The organism is Amycolatopsis sp. NBC_01307 (genome assembly GCF_035975215.1).
In the GTDB taxonomy this organism is placed as follows: Bacteria; Actinomycetota; Actinomycetes; order Mycobacteriales; family Pseudonocardiaceae; genus Amycolatopsis.
On record NZ_CP108403.1, the window covers coordinates 4,518,834 to 4,537,298 of the forward strand.

The window sequence follows — 18,465 nt, forward strand, 5'->3', positions numbered from 1 at the left end:
AGACAGCCGCCACCGCCACCACGGTCCTGGACATCACACCTGGACCCGCGGCGCGGTCCGGCGGCTAAGATCCGACACCACGGTCAGAGGAGATCCTTCCTGTCACTGGTCACCACCGGGAGGACGTCGTGCGGATCGGCGAACTGGCAGCACAAGCCGGGGTGAGCGTGCGGTCCCTGCGCTACTACGAACAGCAGGGGCTGCTCACCAGCACCCGCAGCAGCAGCGGGCAACGGCACTACACGGACGGCGAAATCGAGCGGGTCGCCTTCATCCAGCGCCTGTTCGACGCCGGCCTGTCCAGCCGCACGATCGCCGAGCTGCTGCCCTGCGTCGAGTCCCCCAGCGAGGGCAACTCGGACGCCGCGTTCGCGCGGATGCAGCAGGAACGCGATCGGCTGACCCAGCACATCGCCGACCTCGTCCACACCCGTGACTCGCTCGACGGGCTCCTCGCCGCGAACCGGGCCCACCGCGCGTCGTTCCGGGCGGCGGTCGGCGGCTGACGCGGTCCGCCGGCCGCGCTCAGTGCGATTCGACGAGCGCGGCCATCCGGTCGAGGGTGCGGCGCATGGCCCCACGCGCCGCCCGGCGACCCAGCGTGACGACCACCCGCAGCGGCTCTTCGCTCAGGTCCCAGCTCTCCCGGACCAGCGTGCCGTCGCCGTCCGGCTCGAACTCGTAACGCCAGATCCGGCCGCCGAACACCAGGCGCCACTTGACGGAGTCCTCGTGCGGCCGGCTCTGCCAGGCGAACCGCCGGCCGGGCACGGCCTCGATCACCGTGCTCGTCATGACGTACTTGCCGCGGAGGTCCATCCTCATGCCGAAGTGGTCGCCGAGACGCAGCGGCCGCACGGGTGAGCTGATGTCGATCGGCTCGACCAAGGAGCCGGACCCGTCGATGTCCTTGTGCCGCAACGGATCGGCGACCACCGCGTACATCCGGTCCGCGGGGGCGGCGATGCGGCGTTCGACGGACACGACCCAGCGGCTCATGCCGCCACCCTATCCGCCGCCGGCGCGGACCGGCGGGCGTGGAGCGCGAGCACGAGGTTCGCGCCCAGCGCGGCGCCGAGGATCCCGAGCACCGGGACGACGAGCCCGGACCCGGCCAGCGACAGCAGCCACGCCCCCGCAAGTGCACCGGCGACCGCGGCACCGGTGACCCGGCCGCGGGTTCCCTGGGTGGCGAGGTACGCGCCGAGCCCGATCAGCAGTCCGGCGCCGGGCACCACCACGAGCGGGCCGGCGATGGACCAGGAGGGCGCGAGGGACCAGGCGAACAGGACCCCCAGGAACCAGCCACCGAGGCCCAGCGGCAGCACGATCAGCGCCCGGCCCCACCGGCTCAGCGGCACCGCCGCGAAGTCGACCGGACGCCGGTCGAACTGCGAGCTGTCGACGCGGCCGGTGTCGAAGAACGTGGTCAGCAGTCAAGGCGCCGGGCGGACAAGGCTGCGGGCACGATCGCGATGAGGATCCCGGCGACGGCGATCGTCAGGGTCGCGCGCGTGCCCACCGACTCGGCGAAGATTCCCGCGGCCAGGGCGCCCAGTGGCATGGTTCCCCAGATGAGCACGCGCATGCTCGTGTGGACGCGGCCGCGCAGGGCGTCCGGGGTCAGGTGCTGGCGGCGGGTCATCACGATCACGTTGTAGGTCGTGCCGCCGGCGGCGTGGATGACGATTCCCGTTGCGGCCAAGGCCAAGCCGAGCGGGCCCGGCTGGGCGAGCGGGAGCAGCAGGTGGGGTGGCCACGTCAGCACCGGCACCAGCCAGTTGGCGCGAGCCGCCCCGAGGCGGCGGGTCCAGCGGCCGGTCGTCGCGGCGCCGATGACGCTGCCCACGCCCGACAGGGCCAGCAGCACGCCCGCGCCCGCCGCGTCCAGGTGCAGGTCGTGCGTGAAGAACAGGATCTCCATCGACATGATGCCGGCGGTGAAGAACGCGGCGACGGAACTCGCGACGGCCAGCGGGCGGAGCTGGCGGTGGCGCACGATGTAGTGGAGACCCTCGGCGATCTCGGTGCGCAGCCGCACCTTCCGCGGCCGCGGCGGGATCGGCGGCACGGTGGCCCGGACGCGCGACAGGAGTGCGGCCGAAGCCAGGTAGCCCGCCCCGGTGAGCACCAGCCCGGACGCGGCCCCGATCACGCGCGTGATCAGGCCGCCGATGCCGGGCCCGGCGGCCGCGGCGACCGACAGGGTGATCTGCAGGCGCGCGTAGCCGGTTTCCAGGTTCTCCAGCCCGATCACCACCGGCAGGTACGCCTGGTAGGCGGCGTCGAAGAACACGGTCGCGACGCCGACGAGCACCGCCGTGACGAGCAGCTGCCCGAAGTCCAGCACCCCGGTCCAGCCCGCGACCGGAAGCCCGAAGAACAGCAGGGCCCGGACGACGTCGGCGCCGACGAGCACCGCGCGGCGGTGGCGGGTCCGGTCGATCCAGGCACCGGCGGGCAGGCCGATGACCAGGAACGCCACGGTTTCCGCCGCGGTGAGCAGGCCCATCTGCAGTGGCGTGGCGCCGAGGGTGGTCGCGGCGAGCAGGGGCACCAGCGCGGTCGCGGCGGCGGTACCCAGCTGGGAGGCGGCGTCCGCGGTCCACAGGAACCGGAACGCGCGGTGCCCGCGCAGCCCGGCCGTCGACGTGTCCGGCGAGGCGTCGGTCACGGGCCCGGCCGCACCGACGGGACCATCCGGCCGGGCGGCGGACGCCGATCCGCGTGGTAGGGCAGCACGACGGCGTACCCGTCGTCCAGCCGCAGGGCGAGCTGGTGCGCCGCCAGCTGGTCGACGAGATCCGCCGCCGCCCCGCCGGCGGGCGGGCGGTCCGTGCCGGCCAGGGTCCGGAACGTGTCGACCCAGCCGGCTTCGACGTGGACGCGGTTGATCGGGCCGCCCGGGCGGGTGTCGTGGATGAGGACGAACCCCGGGCCGTACCGGTAGGTGCAGCTGCCGACGTCGTGGGCGGCCCGCCAGCGGCGCCCGGACTGCCCGCCGTCCCGTGGTGGCGGCAGGTGGCACAACGCGCGTTCGGGAACGGTGTCCGGCAACGGCTTCCGCAAGGTCCAGTCCACCGGGACGAACGCCGCCGCGGCGGTGGCGAGCAAGCGCACCATCGTCGCGTCGCGGTGCGCGGACTCGCCGAAGGCGAACGGCTCCGGCAGCCGCAGCCGTTGCGCACTCGCGGCCAGTCCGGCCACGACCCGCAGGGCGCCACCGGGATCGGCGACGATCCGGCCGAAGCCGAGGTCGACCGCCTCGGGCCACGCCGGGTGCGGAGCGGACAGGGTACGCATGTGGCTCCTCCTCAGGCGGACGGCGTGAGCACCGACAACGGCAAGTGGGCCTTCGCCGCCACAGCAGGCGAAGTGGCCAGGGTGATCCACAAGTCGCCGTCGGTGAAGACCAGGCCGGCCTCCCCGAGCCGGCGAAGCCAGTGGTCGAAGTCGTCCGGATCCCAGTCGTGGTGCTGTTCGTGGTTCAGGTCGGCGAGGACCCGGAGCGGAGCGCGGCCGGTTTCCAGCGCTCGCCAGGCCGCGATCTCCCGCGGGTGCTCGAGCACGTGGTCGACCGGCGCCCAGCCGTGGCGCCGGTCCCGGATCACCACGACGTCGCCGAGGGTGCGGGCGATCAGCGCACTCCCCGTGTAACCCGCGGTCCACGCGGCCAGCGCGTCGACCAGCGGCCCGACCTCCGCGGCCGTGAGTCCCTGGTCCGGGGTGTCGAAGGAGTAGACGAGCTCAGCGAGCCGCTCCGGGTCGTCGATGGCGTGGACGAAGCGCGACCCCGCCGCCGGGCGACGCTCGGTGAAGCCCTGGCGCGGGTCGTCGAAGTTCGGCGAAAACCGTTGCAGGGCAATCCGTGCCGCGCCACTGGGTGGTTGCAGGTGCACCAGGGCGGGCAGCTGGGCCACGACCGCGGCGTAGTCCGCCGCGCGTTCGCCTGGAAAGCCGTACAACCAGTTCCAGGCGACGGTGAGCCCGGCGGAGGCGCCGTCACGCAGCATCCGCACGTTGTGTGCCCCGCGGACGCCCTTGCGCATCCGGCGCAGCACGTCGTCGACCAGGCTCTCGACGCCGGGCTGGACGTCCCACACCCCGGCCGCCCGCAGCGCGGCCACGTCCTCGATCCGCGCGTTGGCCTTGATCTCGTAGTGGATGCGCAGGTCGTGGCCGGCGGCGGCCAGCTCCGGCAGCGCCGAGCGGTAGAACTCGTTCGGCAGGATGTTGTCGATCGTGGTGACGTCGAGGATCCGGTGCCGGCGCACCAGCCCGAGCACTTCGTCCACAAAGGACCCGGCGGGCTTGGCCCGGTAGGTCATCGCGGTACCGTTGAGGCCGCAGAAGACGCAGTGGTGTTTCGCGCCCCACCAGCAGCCGCGGGAGGACTCCACGACCAGCTCCGGTTCGACGCGGGCCGCGACGGAAGCGGGAACGGCGGCGAACCAGTCGTCGTAGTCCGGTGTCGTGATCGACGCCGGCGGGACCAGCCGGGACGGGGCCGGACTGACCCGGGTGGCACCGTCATCGGCCCGCCAGCAGAGCTGGGGCACGTCGTCGAGGCCGTCACGCGTTCCGGTCGCGTCGCAGCCGGCGAGCGCCCGCAGCAGTTTCGGGAAGTTCACGTCGGCCTCGCCACGCAGGACGTAGTCGACGAACGGGTACTCCCGGTGCAGCGCCACGCCCATCGGGCCGTCGGTCGAGTAGCCGCCGACCAGGATCCGCACGTCGGGCCGCCGGTCCTTGATCCGCCGGGCCACCGCGAGGCTGGCGATGGTCTGGCTGAAGGTCGCGCTGAAGCCGACCAGTTCCGGCTCGCGGTCGAGAATGGCGTCGGCGGCCTGATCGGTGAATTCGTCCGCGAGATCGCGAACCGCCGCGGCGACGCGGAAGGGCAGGCCGGCGCGGCGGGCCAGATCCCGCATGCCCGCATAACCGAAACCGGGTCCGTTGAGCGCGCCCGCGAAGATCCATTCGCCGAGCGAATGGTGGAACCCGGTGTCCGCCATTTCCGCGTAATCGCCCACGGTCAGACCGGCCCGCAGCATCATTTCGGCGAAGGTGAGACTGCCGTGGTAGGAAACCGGGACCGGAAGTCCCTCCCGCGCGCAGGCCGCGCGCAGTACGCCGAGTGCGAGGGAGGGACGGTGCAGCGAGTGCCACGGCATCGACACCAGGCAGGTGCGGGGCGTCGGACCGCTGGTTCGGCCGGTCAGCGCGGTTTCGCGGCGTCGGCTTTTCCGGCTTCGTTGTACATGGTCACGCCGCGGCCGGTGCCGGCGTGCTCGTCACGTTCGGCCAGGTGTGTCACGGTGAGCGCGGACGCCGGAGCGGCGGTAGGCCGAATGCCGCGGCCGGCATCGGAACGCTCGTCGGTTTCCGCGAGATTCGTCATCGTGGGCGTGGATTTCATCTTTCCCCCTCGTTTCGACGCGAATTTCGAAACTTGGTGACGCACCGGCGGGGTCGTCCGCCGGCCGCCTCGAAACTACAGGGTAAATCCCGCGAGCCTCGTCGGTAAAGCGTTTCCTCGGCTACGGATCGGGTCAGCCGCCGGAGACCAGCGCGGCGGCCTCGGGGCTGTGGAGCCATTCGGTGTAGCTCGGCCCGAGGATGGTCGCGCCCGCCCGGGGCAGGAGGCCGTCCGCGGCGATGCCGGTCACGGTGTGCTCGTCGGTCCGCAGCTCCACCCGCAGGTCGAAGTGGTCGACGAAGGCACGGGCGAGGTCGAGCACCTCGGCCGGGTCCGGGCCGGCGATGTCGGGCGTGCGGCCCCGCGCGGGACGCTCGGCGACCTCGACGAGCGCCGCGGCCACCGCCGTCGCGGCCACGGTCTGCACGCGCAGGTCGAACACCGTGGCGTGGTCGCCGTCGCGGGTCCGGCCCACGAGCTGCCCGGGAAACTCGTGGAAGTGGGTCGCGCGCACGATCGTGGCGGGGACCGGCCCCGAACCGGCCGCGCGCTCGTGCGCCTCCTTCGCGCGGAAGTAGCCGAACCCGGTGTCGTCGATCCCCACGACCGACAGGGTCACGATGTGCCGCACCCCCCGCTCGGCGCCGACGCGCTGCAGGGTGGCCGCGGCACTGGTGAAGAACCGCGTGGCCGGCTCTTCGTCCAGGGACGTGGCGTTGCTGACGTCGACCACGGCGTCGACGCCGTCCAGCGCGGCGCTCAGCCCGGCTCCGTCCAGGAGGTCGACACCGGCCAGCGCCGTCACCGTGTGGCCGCGCCCGCGAGCCGCCTCGACGACGTGCGGGCCGACCAGCTCGTCCGCTCCGGCCACGGCGATGCGCACACTCTCCCCCGTCCTGTGCATGGTCCAAGGCGTGCCGGACCGACGGTAGACAGCGGCGCCGGACGGCGCAACGACGGCCGGCCGCCACGCTGCGAGCGGGCGGAAGGTCCCGCACGATGAGTGCAGGACCGTCTGGGGAGACACATGGAACGCTTGCTCGACCTCTTCGCGGCCAGGGTCGCCGAGAGCCCTGACGCGACCGCGCTCGTCTTCGCGGGTGAGCGCATGTCCTTCGCGCAGCTCGACCGCGAGGCCAACCGCGTCGCCCACTACGTCGCCGGGCGGGGCCTGGGGCCCGAGGACCTGGTGGGGCTGCGGATGGACCGCGGGTTCGAGATGGCGGTCGGCGTGCTCGGCGTCCTCAAAGCCGGTGCGGCCTGCCTGCCGCTCGATCCCGTGTACCCGTCCGACCTCGTGGCCTGGATGGGCGCGGACGCGGGCGTCTCGCTCGTGCTCACCAACACCACCGAGGTCGCGGCCGACGTCCGGCTCGGCGACGCCGTGGCCGGACAGCCCGACCACGCCCCCGACGTCGAGCTCCGGCCCGAGAACCTCGCCTACGTCATGTACACCTCGGGCTCGTCGGGCAAGCCCAAGCCGGTGGGCGTCGAGCACCGCCACCTCGAGCACGTCTTCGCGGCGTGGGACGAGCTGTTCCGGCTGCGCGAGGAGCCGCTGACCTTCGTCTCCGTCATCGGGATCGGCGTCGACCTCTTCTTCGCCGACCTGCTGCGCTCGGTGTTCGCGGGCGGGACGATGGTCATCGCGACGCGCGAGGCGGTGGCCGACCCGGCCGAGCTGCTCGCCGAGTTCCGCCGCCACGGCGGCGACGCGACCGAACTGGTGCCCGCCCAGGCGAAGGCGCTCGGCCGCGCGGGTGAGCTGCCCGTCATGCGCCTGATGTCGGTCGGCTCGGAGGGGTGGCCCGCAGCCGACTTCCGCGAGCTCGCCGGGCGGCTGCACCCGGGCTCGGTGGTGCTCAACGCCTACGGCCTCACCGAGACCACCGTCGACTCCCTCCTGCTGCGCCCGGACGTCGAGGTGCTCGGGGACACCGCGGTCGTGCCGCTGGGCACGCCGATCCCCCGCGTCCACACCCACGTCCTCGACGATCGGCTCGAGCCGGTCGAGCCGGGCGGGATCGGCGAGCTCTACATCGGCGGCGCGGGCGTGGCCCGCGGCTACCGCGACCGGCCCGCGCAGACCGCGTCGCTGTTCGTCGCCGACCCGTGCACCGCGGGGGCGCGGATGTACCGCACCGGCGACGTCGTGCGGACCCGCGCCGACGGCAACCTCGACTACCTCGGCCGCAGCACCGACCAGATCGCGCAGCCGGGCCCGCGGGTGGAGCTCGCCGCGATCGAGGACGCGCTGCTGCGGGAGCCGGGGGTCGTCCGCGCCGCCGCCGCCCTGCGCGACGGGCGGGTGATCGGCTACGTCGTGGGCCCCGCCGAGGCCGGGCACCTGCGGTCCGCGCTCGCCGGGCGGCTGCCCGCGCACCTGGTCCCGCACCGGGTGCTGGTGCTCGACCGGATGCCGCTGCTGCCCAACGGGAAGCTGAACCGCCGCGAGCTGCCCACGCCCGAAGGCTGACGTCGTCGTCCGCCCCGGCAGGCGACCCGCGCTCCCGGCATCGGCACTCGGCCCTCAAGATACCGACATTCGGCGGTAGATACACGTCCGACTTGTCTGCTTCGATTCTCCCAGATCGTTTTACAACGTTGTAAAAATGAAGGGGATCTCGCCGATGAGAAGAGCCGCTTCCGTCCTCCTCGCCTTGCTGGTGGCGCTGGGCGTGGCGTCGGGAACGCCGCCCGCTGGTGCCGCCGAGCCCGTGCACGGCCTGAAGGCCGAGTACTTCACGCCGTCGTCGCCGGACGCGCACGACTTCGCCGACCTGGCCGGCACCGCGCTCGACTCGGAGGTCGACCACCCGGACCTGACCTCGGTCTTCGGGTTGGTCACCGGGCGCACGGAGCACACGACCGCCCGGTGGACCGGGCAGATCGCCGTACCGAAGACCGGCGACTACACGTTCTACGCCATCGGCGACAACGGGTTCCGGCTGTTCATCGACGGCGCCCCGGTGATCGACCACTGGGTCGGCGACTGGGACACCGAGCAGACCGGCGCGCCGGTCACGCTGACCGCCGGCAAGCAGTACGACTTCAAGCTGGAGATGTTCCAGGACACCGGCGGCGCCAACATGTTCCTGCGCTGGTCGAGCGCGGCCATCGCGAAGCAGATCGTGCCGCTCTCGGCGTTCACGCCGCCGGCTGACTACCAGGTCGTGCCGCGCACGGCGGAGGTGTCCCAGGACGGCCGCACGCTCACGGCCGGCTTCGACGGCCGCGTCTCGGGCTCGAACGACTTGAAGGACCATCTGCGGATCGACGTCGACGCGACGCCGATGCCGGTCTCGCTCGTCACGGCGAACCGCGACCGGGTCACGATCCGGCTGGCCGAGAGGGTCCTGAAGGGCCAGCGAGTCAGCGTCTACTACGACGGCGCCGGCGCGCTCGCGGTGAACGGCACGAAGATCGGCAAGGTCATCCGCAGTGCCGCGAACACGTCGACGGAACGGCTCCGGACGACGTGGGGCGAGAACGTCGACACGCGCCACCCGTTGCCGGAATACCCGCGGCCGCAGCTCGAGCGCGACAAGTGGGTCAACCTCAACGGCCCGTGGGAGTTCTCGGCCGCCAAGGAGGGCCAGCAGCCCACGTTCGGCAAGCGGCTGCCCGAGAAGGTGGTCGTGCCCTACCCGATCGAGTCGCAGCTCTCCGGGCTCGAACGGCACGAGGACCACATGTTCTACCGCCGCACGGTCACCGTCCCGCGCGACTGGAAGATCGGCGGTGGGCAGCGTCTCAAGCTCAACTTCGGCGCGGTCGACTACCAGGCCAAGGTCTGGGTGAACGGCAAGGTCGTCGCCGAGCACACCGGCGGTTACACGGCGTTCAGCGCCGACATCACCGACGCGCTCAAGCGCGGTGACGAGCAGGAGATCGTCGTCGCCGTCACCGACACGACCGGTCCGTACCAGCCCAAGGGCAAGCAGTCCCCCAACCCCGGCGGCATCTTCTACACCCCGTCGTCGGGCATCTGGCAGACCGTGTGGCTGGAGCCGGTGGCGGACAAGGGCATCGACGAGATCAAGACGACTCCCGACCTGACCACCAGCTCGCTGGCGCTGAACGTCAAGTCCGCGGGCAACGCCACCGTCACTGCGGTCGCCAAGGACACGCGCGGCCGGCAGGTCGGCACGGTCACCGGACCGGCGAACGCGAACCTGAAGCTGGCCGTGCCGAACCCGCACCTGTGGACGCCGGACGACCCATACCTGTACCAGCTGGAGATCAAGCTGGGCGGCGACAAGGTCAAGAGCTACTTCGGCATGCGGTCCACCGGCATCACGAACGTCGGCGGCGTCCCGAAGCTGACGCTCAACGGCAAGCCGTACTTCTCCCTGATGCAGCTGGACCAGGGCTTCTACCCGGACGGCCTGAACACCGCGCCGAGCGACGACGCCCTCGTCTTCGACCTGAAGGCGCAGAAGGACCTCGGCTTCAACGCCGTCCGCAAGCACATCAAGGTCGAGCCGGCCCGCTGGTACTACCACGCGGATCAGCTCGGGCTGCTGGTCTGGCAGGACTTCGTGTCCCTCGACGACGGCAACAACCCCGCGGCGCAGCAGGCGTGGCTCAGCCAGGGCCTGGAAGAGATGCACCAGCTGCAGAACTACCCGTCGGTCTACGCCTGGGTCGTGTTCAACGAGGGCTGGGGCGAGTGGGACAAGACGGCCACCGGCCGGATCGCCGACCAGGTCAAAGCGGCCGACCCGAGCCGGATCGTCAACGCCCACAGCGGGGTGAACTGCTGCGCGTCCAAGGGCGACTCGGGCCGCGGTGACGTCATCGACCACCACGACTACAACAACACCGACCCGGCCGCCTCGGACGGCAGACGCGTCGCGATGGACGGCGAGCACGGCGGCTTCACGCTGCGCACGCCGGGTCACCAGTGGCCGGGCGCGCCGATCGCGATCTACAGCGGCGTGGCGGACAAGGCGGCGCTGACGGCGAAGTACGTCGACAACACCCGCACGTTCTACCTCGGGCAGGCCAGGGCCGAGCTGTCGGCTTCGGTCTACACGCAGGTCACCGACCTGGAAGGCGAGCTCAACGGGCTCTGGACCTACGACCGCAAGCGCCTCAAGGTCGACCCCGGTCCCGTCCGCGAGATCAACCGGCGCGTGATCGAGGCCGGCGCCAACGCGGGCAAGCCTTATCCCTACGCGGGCCAGGGCGAGTGGAACCTCGACGAGCGCAAGGGAACGACCGCGAAGGACTCGAGCGGCGGCAACAACCCGCTGACGCTCACCCCGACCGGGGTGGCGTTCAAGGACGGCGCGCTGCAGTTCACCGGCGGCTCCGCCGACACCTACGGCCCGGTCGTCGACACGACCGGTGACTACACCGTGTCCGCGAAGGTGCGGCTCGACGAGCTGCCCGGCAACTACGCGACCGCGGTGAGCCAGGACGGCCGGGAGCGGGAAAGCCCGTTCTACCTGCAGTACGGGCAGGGCGCGTTCGCGTTCAGCACGCCCGGCGGCAACCGGGCCCGGTACGACGTCGTGCCGGAGATCGGCCGCTGGTACGAGCTCACGGGAGTGCGGGCCGGCAACGAGATCCGGCTCTACGTGGACGGCGTGCAGGTCGCGACGGCCCCGGCCGGACCGGCCGTCGCCGGCACCGGCGCGTTCACGCTCGGACGGGCCAAGTACAACGGCGGCAACACCGACTTCTGGCGCGGCGCGGTCGACGACGTCCACGTGGTCGGCAAGGCGCTGACGGACGCGGAGGTGGGCCTGCTCTCTTGATGCCTCCCGTGTCTTGAACCGGTGACGCGGGTGCCGCGCGCTCCATCGCGGCACCCGCGCCCGCTCGGCTCTCGTTGACCACCGCACTCCGCACTCCGTAGGTTCGACACCGAACGAGGAGGTCCGGAATGAGCCACCTGGTGCGATTCACCGACGGAACCGGCGACATCCGGGTCGGGCTGCTCGCCGACGAGCAACTGAGGCCGCTCGCGGTGTCGTCGATGAGTGACCTGCTGCGCCACACCGTGGCGGAGATCCGCGAACTCGCCGAGGCCGCCGGGGAGCCCGTGTCCACGGACGGGACACGCCTGCTGCCACCACTGGACGGCCGGATGGAGGTGTGGGCCGCCGGGGTGACCTACCAGCGGTCCGAGGAGGCCCGCCGCGAGGAGAGCGCCGACGAGGACGTCTACGCGCGGGTGTACCGCGCGGAGCGGCCCGAGCTGTTCTTCAAGTCGGCCGCGTGGCGCGTGGTCACCGACGGCGAGCCGATCGCCGTCCGCGCCGATTCCGCCAACAACGTGCCGGAGCCGGAACTCGGGCTGCTGCTGACCGGTGCCGGGGAGGTCGCCGGGTACGTGGTGGTCGACGACGTCAGCTCCCGCAGCATCGAAGGCGAGAACCCGTTGTACCTCCCGCAGGCCAAGATCTACACCGGGTCGTGCGCGATATCGGCCCGGGTGCGACCGGCGTGGGAGGTGCCGGACCCGCTGTCGCTCAGCCTCCACATGCGCATCCTGCGCGACGGTCAGGAGGTGTTCGACGGCGAAGCCGGCACCGCCCAGCTCAACCGCGAACCGGCCGGACTGGTCGAGTACCTGTGGCGGGACAACGACTTCCCCGACGGCGCCGTCCTTTCGACGGGCACGTCCGTGGTGCCGGGCCTCGATCAAGGACTGCGACCGGGAGACGTCGTCGAGATCGAGATCGGCGACGTCGGATCGCTGCACTCCCCCGTGGTGCTCGGCGCGGACGAGGTGCGCCGGGCGCTCGCCGCGCGTTGAACCGCACCACGACAGCTTCGCCGGTCGGCGGTCAGTGGTGGACCTGCCACTGATCGTTGACGTGCACCACGGTGCGAGACAGGTTCGGGCACAGGAAGTTCGCGGCCGAGGAGTTGGAGATCACCGACGTGTTGCCCGTGCCCGCGGCCTGCCAGGAGCCGTTCAGCTTGATCTTGTAGCTGCTGCTTTCGATGTTCCGGGTGCCCAGCGCGGTGCAGTAGGCCGCGGTGGTACTGCCGCTGGCGTAGACCTCGAAGATGTTCCAGCTGCGGTTGTCCCGGGACTGGTCGGTGCCCGACTGCGTGTAGAGCACGTCCCACCGGTTGGCGTGGTAGTTGAACAGCGACGAGGTCCAGGTGTTCTTGCCCGCGTCGGTTTGCTCGACCTTGCCGTGGTAGGAGTCGTGGCCGTTGACCGAAGTCACGTAGTTGGTGCGGAACGCGGCGTCGATGTTCACCGACTTGGCCACGTGCACGCCGACGCACCAGTCCCAGGCCCAGACCTGCTTGGCCCCGCCGGAGTAGGCGGTCACCAGCTCCACACAGGACCCCGGGGCCTTCATCGTCGGGGCGTAGAGGGTGTCGCCGGAGACGCTGAGGTCGCTGTAGGCCGACTGGACGGCGTCCTGCCCGGTGACCGCGCTGCCACCGGTGTAGACGCCCCAGTCGTCGTGGATGCTGGTGGCCTCGGTGCGGTGGCCGGCCTGCCCGGTGCGGATCTCCCGGAACCGGTCGGCCGCGGCGACCTGGGTGGTGCCGTCGACCGCGCCGGCCACGGCGGTGCCCGGCGCCGCCAGCGAGGCCGGCGCCGCGATCGCGGTGGCCGGCACGCAGAGGAAGACCGCGGCGGAGAGTGCGACGAGGGATTTTCGCATCAGAACTCCTAGTCTGAAAGCGCATCGCTCAGGCTCCGGTCCGGTGCGTGAGCGGAGGCCCGCTCACGCAGGCCGGGAACGCACCCGCCGTCGACGACGCGTGCGAAACAGGCGCACGGGGCCGTGGCCCCGCACGCGGATCAGGAGATGACCAGCTTCAGGCGGTGCTTCTGCGGAAACTCTTTCGACGCATTTCGGGGACCACCTCCGGGGACAGGGAGATATTCACCCACCAGTGTGAGAAGGGTCTTCCCCGTGGTCCAGACTTTCCCCGCAACTTGTCTGATTTCTGTCTCTGCCACGGAAACCGGCCTGCCCGGGCCCCAGGCGGCGCGAACCGCACTTCCCCGGCGCCGGTACCGTCCACATCGGACCGAAGCCGGCTAGCGGGTTCTGCGGGTGACGAGCCGTTGCAGGACGATGAAGACGAACAGGAGGGCGCCGGTGATGATCGAGGTCCACCACGAGTTGAGGGTGCCGTCGAAGGTGATCAGCGTCTGGATGATGCCCAGCACCATGATGCCGAGCACGGTGCCCAGCACGTAGCCGGAACCGCCGGTCAGGATGGTGCCGCCGATGACCACCGCCGCGATCGCCGTCAGCTCCAGGCCGACGCCGTTGAGCGGGTCGCCGGAAGACTTGTACAGCACCAGCAGCAGCCCGCCGAGCGCCGAGCAGAAGCCGCTGATCGTGTACACCGCGATCTTCGTGCGGCCGGTCTTGAGACCCATCAGCATCGCGGACTGCGCGTTGCCGCCGATCGAGTAGACGGTGCGCCCGAAGCGGGTGAACGCCAGCACGTACGCCGCGACGGCGACGACGACCAGGGCGGCGACCACGCTGATCGAGATGTGCAGCTCACCGCCGAGCGGGAGCTGCGTCTGGGCGAGGGTGGCGATCGTCGGGTTGTCGATCGAGTACGCCTCGGTGCTGATCGTGTAGCAGAGGCCCCGGGCGAAGAACATCCCGATCAGCGTCGCGATGAACGGCTGGATCTCGAAGAAGTGGACGAGCGCGCCCATCCCGGCGCCGAGCAGCGCCCCGATCACCAGCACCACCGCGATCGCCGCGTACGCGGGCCAGCCGTGCTTCTGCATCAGGTCGCCGGAGACCACTGTGGACAGTGCGACCACGGACCCGACGGACAGGTCGATGCCGCCGGTGAGGATCACGAACGTCATCCCGACCGCGACCACGAGCAGGAAGGCGTTGTTGATGAACAGGTCGAGCACGACCTGCCCGGAGCCGAACGCCTCGTAGCTCGACGCGCCGAAGACGTAGGCCCCGATGAGCAGCGCCATCGTGGCGAGGATCGGGAGGTGCCGTTGCTTCGGCCGGTAGCCGCGGACGCGGTCCAGGGTCGTCACGCCGTGACCTCCACCTTCTCCGGAGCGGGTGCGGGGGCCGGCTGTCCGGGCCGGGGTGTCCGGCGGCGCCGGAGCTTGCGGCGGAACGCGGGCGACTGCAGCAGGCACACCGCGAGCACGACCACGGCCTTGAACAGCATGATCGACTCGGGCGGGATGCCGAGGGCGTAGACGGTGGTGGTGAGCGTCTGGATGAGCAGGGCGCCGATCACCGCGCCACCCAGGGAGAACCGGCCACCGGTCAGCTGCGTGCCGCCGACGACGACGGCGAGGATCGCGTCGAGCTCGATGAACAGCCCGGCGTGGTTGGCGTCGGCGCTGTGCACGTTCGCACTGATCATCAGCCCGGCGATGCCCGCGCACAGCGCGCAGAAGACGTAGACGAGCCAGGTCAGCCGGGCCGAGCGGAGGCCGGCCAGCCGGCTGGCCTCGGGGTTGCCGCCGACGGCCTCGACGAGCAGGCCGAGCGCGGAGCGGCGGACCAGCAGCGAGGCGAGCACGAACACGGCCAGTGCGACGAGGATCGCGCTCGGCAGGGTCAGCACGAACCCGCTGCCGATCCATTCGTACGGGGCCGAGGTGATCGTGATGATCTGCCCGCCGGAGATCAGCTGCGCGATCCCGCGCCCGGCGACCATCAGGATGAGCGTGGCGATGATCGGCTGGATGCCCAGCACGGCGACGAGCCAGCCGTTCCACACCCCGAGCACCAGCGACAGCCCGAGCGCCAGTCCGACGGCGACGAGCGTGGCGCCCACGCCGCCGGGGTGGTCGGCGATCCACAGGCAGGCGAGCGAGCCGCTGATCGCGACGACCGCGCCCACCGAGAGGTCGATGCCGCGGGTGGCGATGACGAGCGTCATGCCGATCGCGATGAGGATCAGCGGGGCGCCGTTCTTCAGGATGTCGACGAGGTTCCCGTACAGGTGGCCGTCACGCAGTTCGATCGAGAAGAACGCCGGGCTCGCGATGAGGTCGCCGGCCAGCAGCGCCAGCAACGCCACGACGGGCCAGAACAACCGGTGCTTGGTCATGAGACGGCTCCCTCAGCCATCGTGGCCATGATCTCGTCGGCGGTGAGCGCCCGGTTTTCCGGCTGTGCCACCACTTTCCGGTCGCGCAGCACCACGACGCGGTGGCTCAGCCGGAGCACCTCCTCCAGCTCCGCGGAGATGTACACGACGGCCATCCCGTCGGCCGAGAGCCGGGTGACCAGCCGCTGGATCTCCGTCTTGGCGCCGATGTCGATGCCGCGGGTCGGCTCGTCGAGGATGAGCAGCCGCGGCTCGGTGATGAGCCAGCGGGCCAGCAGCACCTTCTGCTGGTTGCCGCCGGACAGGGTGCCGACCAGGGCCTCGGGGTCGGCGGGGCGGATGTCGAGCGTCGCGATGTACGTGCGGGCGATCTCGTCCTGGCGGCGCCGGGACAGCGGCCGCGCCCAGCCGCGCGAGGCCTGGAGCGCGAGGACGATGTTCTCCCGGACGGTCAGTTCCTCGACCAGGCCTTCGGTCTTGCGGTTCTCCGAGCAGAACGCGATCCGGTGGTCGAGCCCGGCTCGCGGCGTCCGCAGCGGGGTGACGCGGCCGTCGATCTTCACGGAACCGCTGTCGGCGTGGTCGGCGCCGAAGAGCAGCCGGGCGAGCTCGGTGCGCCCGGAGCCGAGCAGCCCGGCCAGCCCGACGACCTCGCCGGCGTGGATGTCCAGCGTGAACGGCTCGACGCCGCGTTTGCGGCCGAGGTCTTCGGCCGCCAGCAGCACCGGCGCGTCGGCGACCTCGGCCCGGGTCGGCCCGGAGTCCTCGAGCGTTTCGAGGACCCGCAGCTCCTTGCCGATCATCCTGGTGACCAGCTCGACGGGCGTGATGTCCGCGGTGCGGTACTCGCCGATCAGCTTTCCGTTGCGCAGCACCGTCATCCGGTCGGCGATCGCGAAGACCTGGTCGATGAAGTGCGAGACGAACAGGATCGCCAAACCTTCGTCGCGCAGCGAGCGCACCACCGTCAGCAGCCGCTCGACCTCGCCGGCGTCCAAACTGGACGTCGGCTCGTCGAGCACCAGGATCCGCGCCTCGACGTCGAGCGCCCGGGCGATCGCGACCAGCTGCTGGACGGCGATCGAGCAGGTGCCCAGCTCGGCCGAGACGTCGACCCGGACGTCCAGCCGCGCCAGCAGTTCCTCGGCCCGCCGCCGCATCGGGCCCCACTGGATGCGGCCGAAGCGGCGGGGTTCCCGGCCGAGGCAGACGTTCTCCGCCACGGACAGGTTCGGGCAGAGGTTGACCTCCTGGTAGACCGTGCTGACGCCGGCCCGCTGGGCCTCGCCGGGGCCGCCGAAGGAGACGGCGGTCCCGGCGAGCGTGATCGAGCCCGCGTCCACCCCGTGCACGCCGGTGAGCACCTTGATCAGCGTCGACTTCCCGGCGCCGTTCTCCCCCATCAGCGCGTGGACCTCGCCCGGGAACAGGCGGAAGCCGACGTCGTCGAGGGCGACGACACCGGGGAACTCCTTGCGGATCCCGGTCATGACGAGGATTTCGGCGGGCATCGCGAACCCCTCAGTACTGGCGCTTCGGCAGGGCGGCCTTGGCCGACGCCTGGTCGAACTCGGTCTCCTGGGTCTCGATCCGCTCGGGCACCTGTTCCCCCGCGTTGACCTTCTTGACCAGGTCCATCAGCTGCGGGCCGAGCAGCGGGTTGCACTCGACGACGTGGTTGATCTTGCCGTCGGCCAGCGCCTGGAGGGCGTCCTTGACACCGTCGACCGAGACGATCTTGATGTCCTTGCCCGGCACCTTGCCCGCCGCCTGGATCGCTTCGATGGCACCGAGGGCCATGTCGTCGTTGTGCGCGTAGAGCACGTCGATCTTCGGCTGGGACTTGAGGAAGGCCTCCATGACCTCCTTGCCCTTCGCGCGGGTGAACTCCCCGGTCTGCGAGGCGACGATCTTGTACTTCGGGTCGGCGGCGATGACGTCGCCGAAGCCCTTCTTGCGGTCGTTGGCCGGGGCCGAGCCGGTGGTGCCCTGCAGCTCGACGATGTTCACCTGGCCGGTGGCGCTGCCGAACTCCTTGGTCAGCCACTCCCCCGCTTTCTTGCCCTCGGCGATGAAGTCCGAGCCGAGGAAGGTCTTGTAGAGCGTCTTGTCCGGCGAGTCGATCGCCCGGTCGGTGAGGATGACCGGGATCTTCGCCGTCTTCGCCTCCTTGAGCACGGTCTCCCAGCCCGACTCGACGACCGGCGAGAAGGCGATGACCTTGACCTTCTGCTGGATGTACGAGCGGATCGCGGCGATCTGGTTCTCCTGCTTCTGCTGCGCGTCGGAGAACTTGAGCTCGATCCCGGCGGACTTGGCCGACTCCTGGATGGACTTGGTGTTCGCGGTCCGCCAGCCGCTCTCGGCGCCCACCTGGGCGAAGCCGAGCGTGACGGCCCCGCCGGTGGTTCCCGTGCCGCCGCTGCCGCCGCTACCGCTGCAGGCGGTGAGCAGGACCAGTCCGGCCGCCGCGACCGCCGCGGCGGCCCATCGCTTCTTCAGCACGTTCACTCCTCGATCGACGGTGATCTTTGCTGTTAGCGTTAACAGTTCGCGAATGGGGGACCGGTTCGCCGCGCCGGCCGCGGGCATTGCCGGCCGCCCTCACGGGACCAGCCGACCCCTTCGCCACCGGGCGGTCCGACCCTGCATCAACGTGACCCCCATCACTCTTTCGGGTGGCGACGGGGAGTCAGTGTTAGCGATAACAACAATCCGGTCAAGTCCGAATGGGGTAACGGTCTCGTCACATACCACCGCGGTCGCCGCACACGGCCCGAACACGAGACGGACCCGCCCGCTCGAACTGGGGTCGGCGGGGTACGCGACCGGGCCGGGCCGGCGGACACGCGGGGTGCGGCGGCCCAGGTCGGCGTGCAGGTCGAGGCCCCGCGCGCTCGTACAGCCGCCGCACCACGTTCCGCTGGCTCGGTTCGGCCATCGTGAACTGGTGCACATGGTCCACTCCCGTGTTCCACCACGGGTTCTCGCCCGCCGGCTGC

Annotated in this window: 16 protein-coding genes; 4 read left to right on the forward strand and 12 right to left on the reverse strand. The window is 71.1% G+C overall.

Going from position 1 to position 18,465, the window contains the following annotated elements:
* Positions 1 to 128 precede the first annotated feature (128 nt).
* A complete protein-coding gene (locus tag OG439_RS19135; RefSeq protein WP_326950713.1) occupies positions 129 to 506 on the forward strand; it encodes a MerR family transcriptional regulator in 378 nt (125 codons plus the stop codon).
* A gap of 19 nt (positions 507 to 525) precedes the next feature.
* On the opposite strand, the gene OG439_RS19140 is transcribed toward OG439_RS19135, so the two are convergent.
* From OG439_RS19140 to OG439_RS19170, 7 genes are all read right to left on the reverse strand, one after another.
* The gene (locus OG439_RS19140; protein ID WP_326950714.1) at positions 526 to 999 is read right to left on the reverse strand and encodes an SRPBCC family protein; all 474 of its coding nucleotides are present in this window, start codon (positions 997 to 999) and stop codon (positions 526 to 528) included.
* Positions 996 to 1,361 carry a hypothetical protein gene (locus OG439_RS19145; protein WP_326950715.1) on the reverse strand — a complete coding sequence of 122 codons (366 nt, stop codon included), beginning with the start codon at positions 1,359 to 1,361 and terminating at the stop codon, positions 996 to 998. The genes OG439_RS19140 and OG439_RS19145 overlap by 4 nt, the downstream gene beginning before the upstream one ends.
* A 68-nt stretch (positions 1,362 to 1,429) precedes the next feature.
* Complete coding sequence (locus OG439_RS19150) at positions 1,430 to 2,674, reverse strand: MFS transporter (protein WP_326950716.1); 1,245 nt, start codon at positions 2,672 to 2,674, stop codon at positions 1,430 to 1,432.
* Positions 2,671 to 3,303: a DUF5825 family protein gene (locus OG439_RS19155; protein WP_326950717.1), complete on the reverse strand. Its 633-nt coding sequence runs from the start codon at positions 3,301 to 3,303 to the stop codon at positions 2,671 to 2,673. Before OG439_RS19155 ends, OG439_RS19150 begins: the two co-directional genes overlap by 4 nt.
* 11 nt (positions 3,304 to 3,314) lie before the next feature.
* Positions 3,315 to 5,174 (reverse strand): RiPP maturation radical SAM C-methyltransferase, encoded by a 1,860-nt coding sequence (locus OG439_RS19160; RefSeq protein WP_326950718.1) that lies wholly within the window; start codon positions 5,172 to 5,174, stop codon positions 3,315 to 3,317.
* A 44-nt stretch (positions 5,175 to 5,218) separates the two neighbouring features.
* Positions 5,219 to 5,419 (reverse strand): hypothetical protein, encoded by a 201-nt coding sequence (locus OG439_RS19165; protein WP_326950719.1) that lies wholly within the window; start codon positions 5,417 to 5,419, stop codon positions 5,219 to 5,221.
* A 133-nt stretch (positions 5,420 to 5,552) separates the two neighbouring features.
* Positions 5,553 to 6,302, reverse strand: coding sequence for an SDR family oxidoreductase (locus OG439_RS19170; RefSeq protein WP_326950721.1), 750 nt, complete (start codon positions 6,300 to 6,302; stop codon positions 5,553 to 5,555).
* 144 nt (positions 6,303 to 6,446) lie between these two features.
* Between OG439_RS19170 and OG439_RS19175 the strand changes: the two genes are divergently transcribed.
* The 3 genes from OG439_RS19175 (at position 6,447) to OG439_RS19185 (ending at position 12,188) form a co-directional block, all read left to right on the forward strand.
* Entirely contained in the window at positions 6,447 to 7,895 is a 1,449-nt protein-coding gene (locus tag OG439_RS19175; RefSeq protein WP_326950722.1) for an amino acid adenylation domain-containing protein, read from the forward strand.
* A 154-nt stretch (positions 7,896 to 8,049) separates the two neighbouring features.
* Positions 8,050 to 11,184, forward strand: coding sequence for a LamG-like jellyroll fold domain-containing protein (locus OG439_RS19180; RefSeq protein WP_326950723.1), 3,135 nt, complete (start codon positions 8,050 to 8,052; stop codon positions 11,182 to 11,184).
* A 128-nt stretch (positions 11,185 to 11,312) separates the two neighbouring features.
* A complete protein-coding gene (locus tag OG439_RS19185) occupies positions 11,313 to 12,188 on the forward strand; it encodes a fumarylacetoacetate hydrolase family protein (protein ID WP_326950724.1) in 876 nt (291 codons plus the stop codon).
* Positions 12,189 to 12,219: 31 nt separating this feature from the next.
* Here the strand turns inward: OG439_RS19185 and OG439_RS19190 are convergent, their stop codons facing one another.
* The 5 genes from OG439_RS19190 to OG439_RS19210 all read right to left on the reverse strand — a co-directional run bounded on the left by OG439_RS19190 (position 12,220) and on the right by OG439_RS19210 (position 17,974).
* Positions 12,220 to 13,062 (reverse strand): carbohydrate-binding protein, encoded by an 843-nt coding sequence (locus OG439_RS19190; RefSeq protein WP_326950725.1) that lies wholly within the window; start codon positions 13,060 to 13,062, stop codon positions 12,220 to 12,222.
* A gap of 383 nt (positions 13,063 to 13,445) precedes the next feature.
* Complete coding sequence (gene yjfF, locus OG439_RS19195; protein ID WP_326950726.1) at positions 13,446 to 14,429, reverse strand: galactofuranose ABC transporter, permease protein YjfF; 984 nt, start codon at positions 14,427 to 14,429, stop codon at positions 13,446 to 13,448.
* Complete coding sequence (locus OG439_RS19200; RefSeq protein WP_326950727.1) at positions 14,426 to 15,463, reverse strand: ABC transporter permease; 1,038 nt, start codon at positions 15,461 to 15,463, stop codon at positions 14,426 to 14,428. The genes yjfF and OG439_RS19200 overlap by 4 nt, the downstream gene beginning before the upstream one ends.
* Entirely contained in the window at positions 15,460 to 16,974 is a 1,515-nt protein-coding gene (locus OG439_RS19205; protein ID WP_326950729.1) for a sugar ABC transporter ATP-binding protein, read from the reverse strand. The genes OG439_RS19200 and OG439_RS19205 overlap by 4 nt, the downstream gene beginning before the upstream one ends.
* Before the next feature lie 10 nt (positions 16,975 to 16,984).
* Positions 16,985 to 17,974 carry an ABC transporter substrate-binding protein gene (locus tag OG439_RS19210; RefSeq protein ID WP_326950730.1) on the reverse strand — a complete coding sequence of 330 codons (990 nt, stop codon included), beginning with the start codon at positions 17,972 to 17,974 and terminating at the stop codon, positions 16,985 to 16,987.
* Positions 17,975 to 18,465 lie beyond the last annotated feature (491 nt).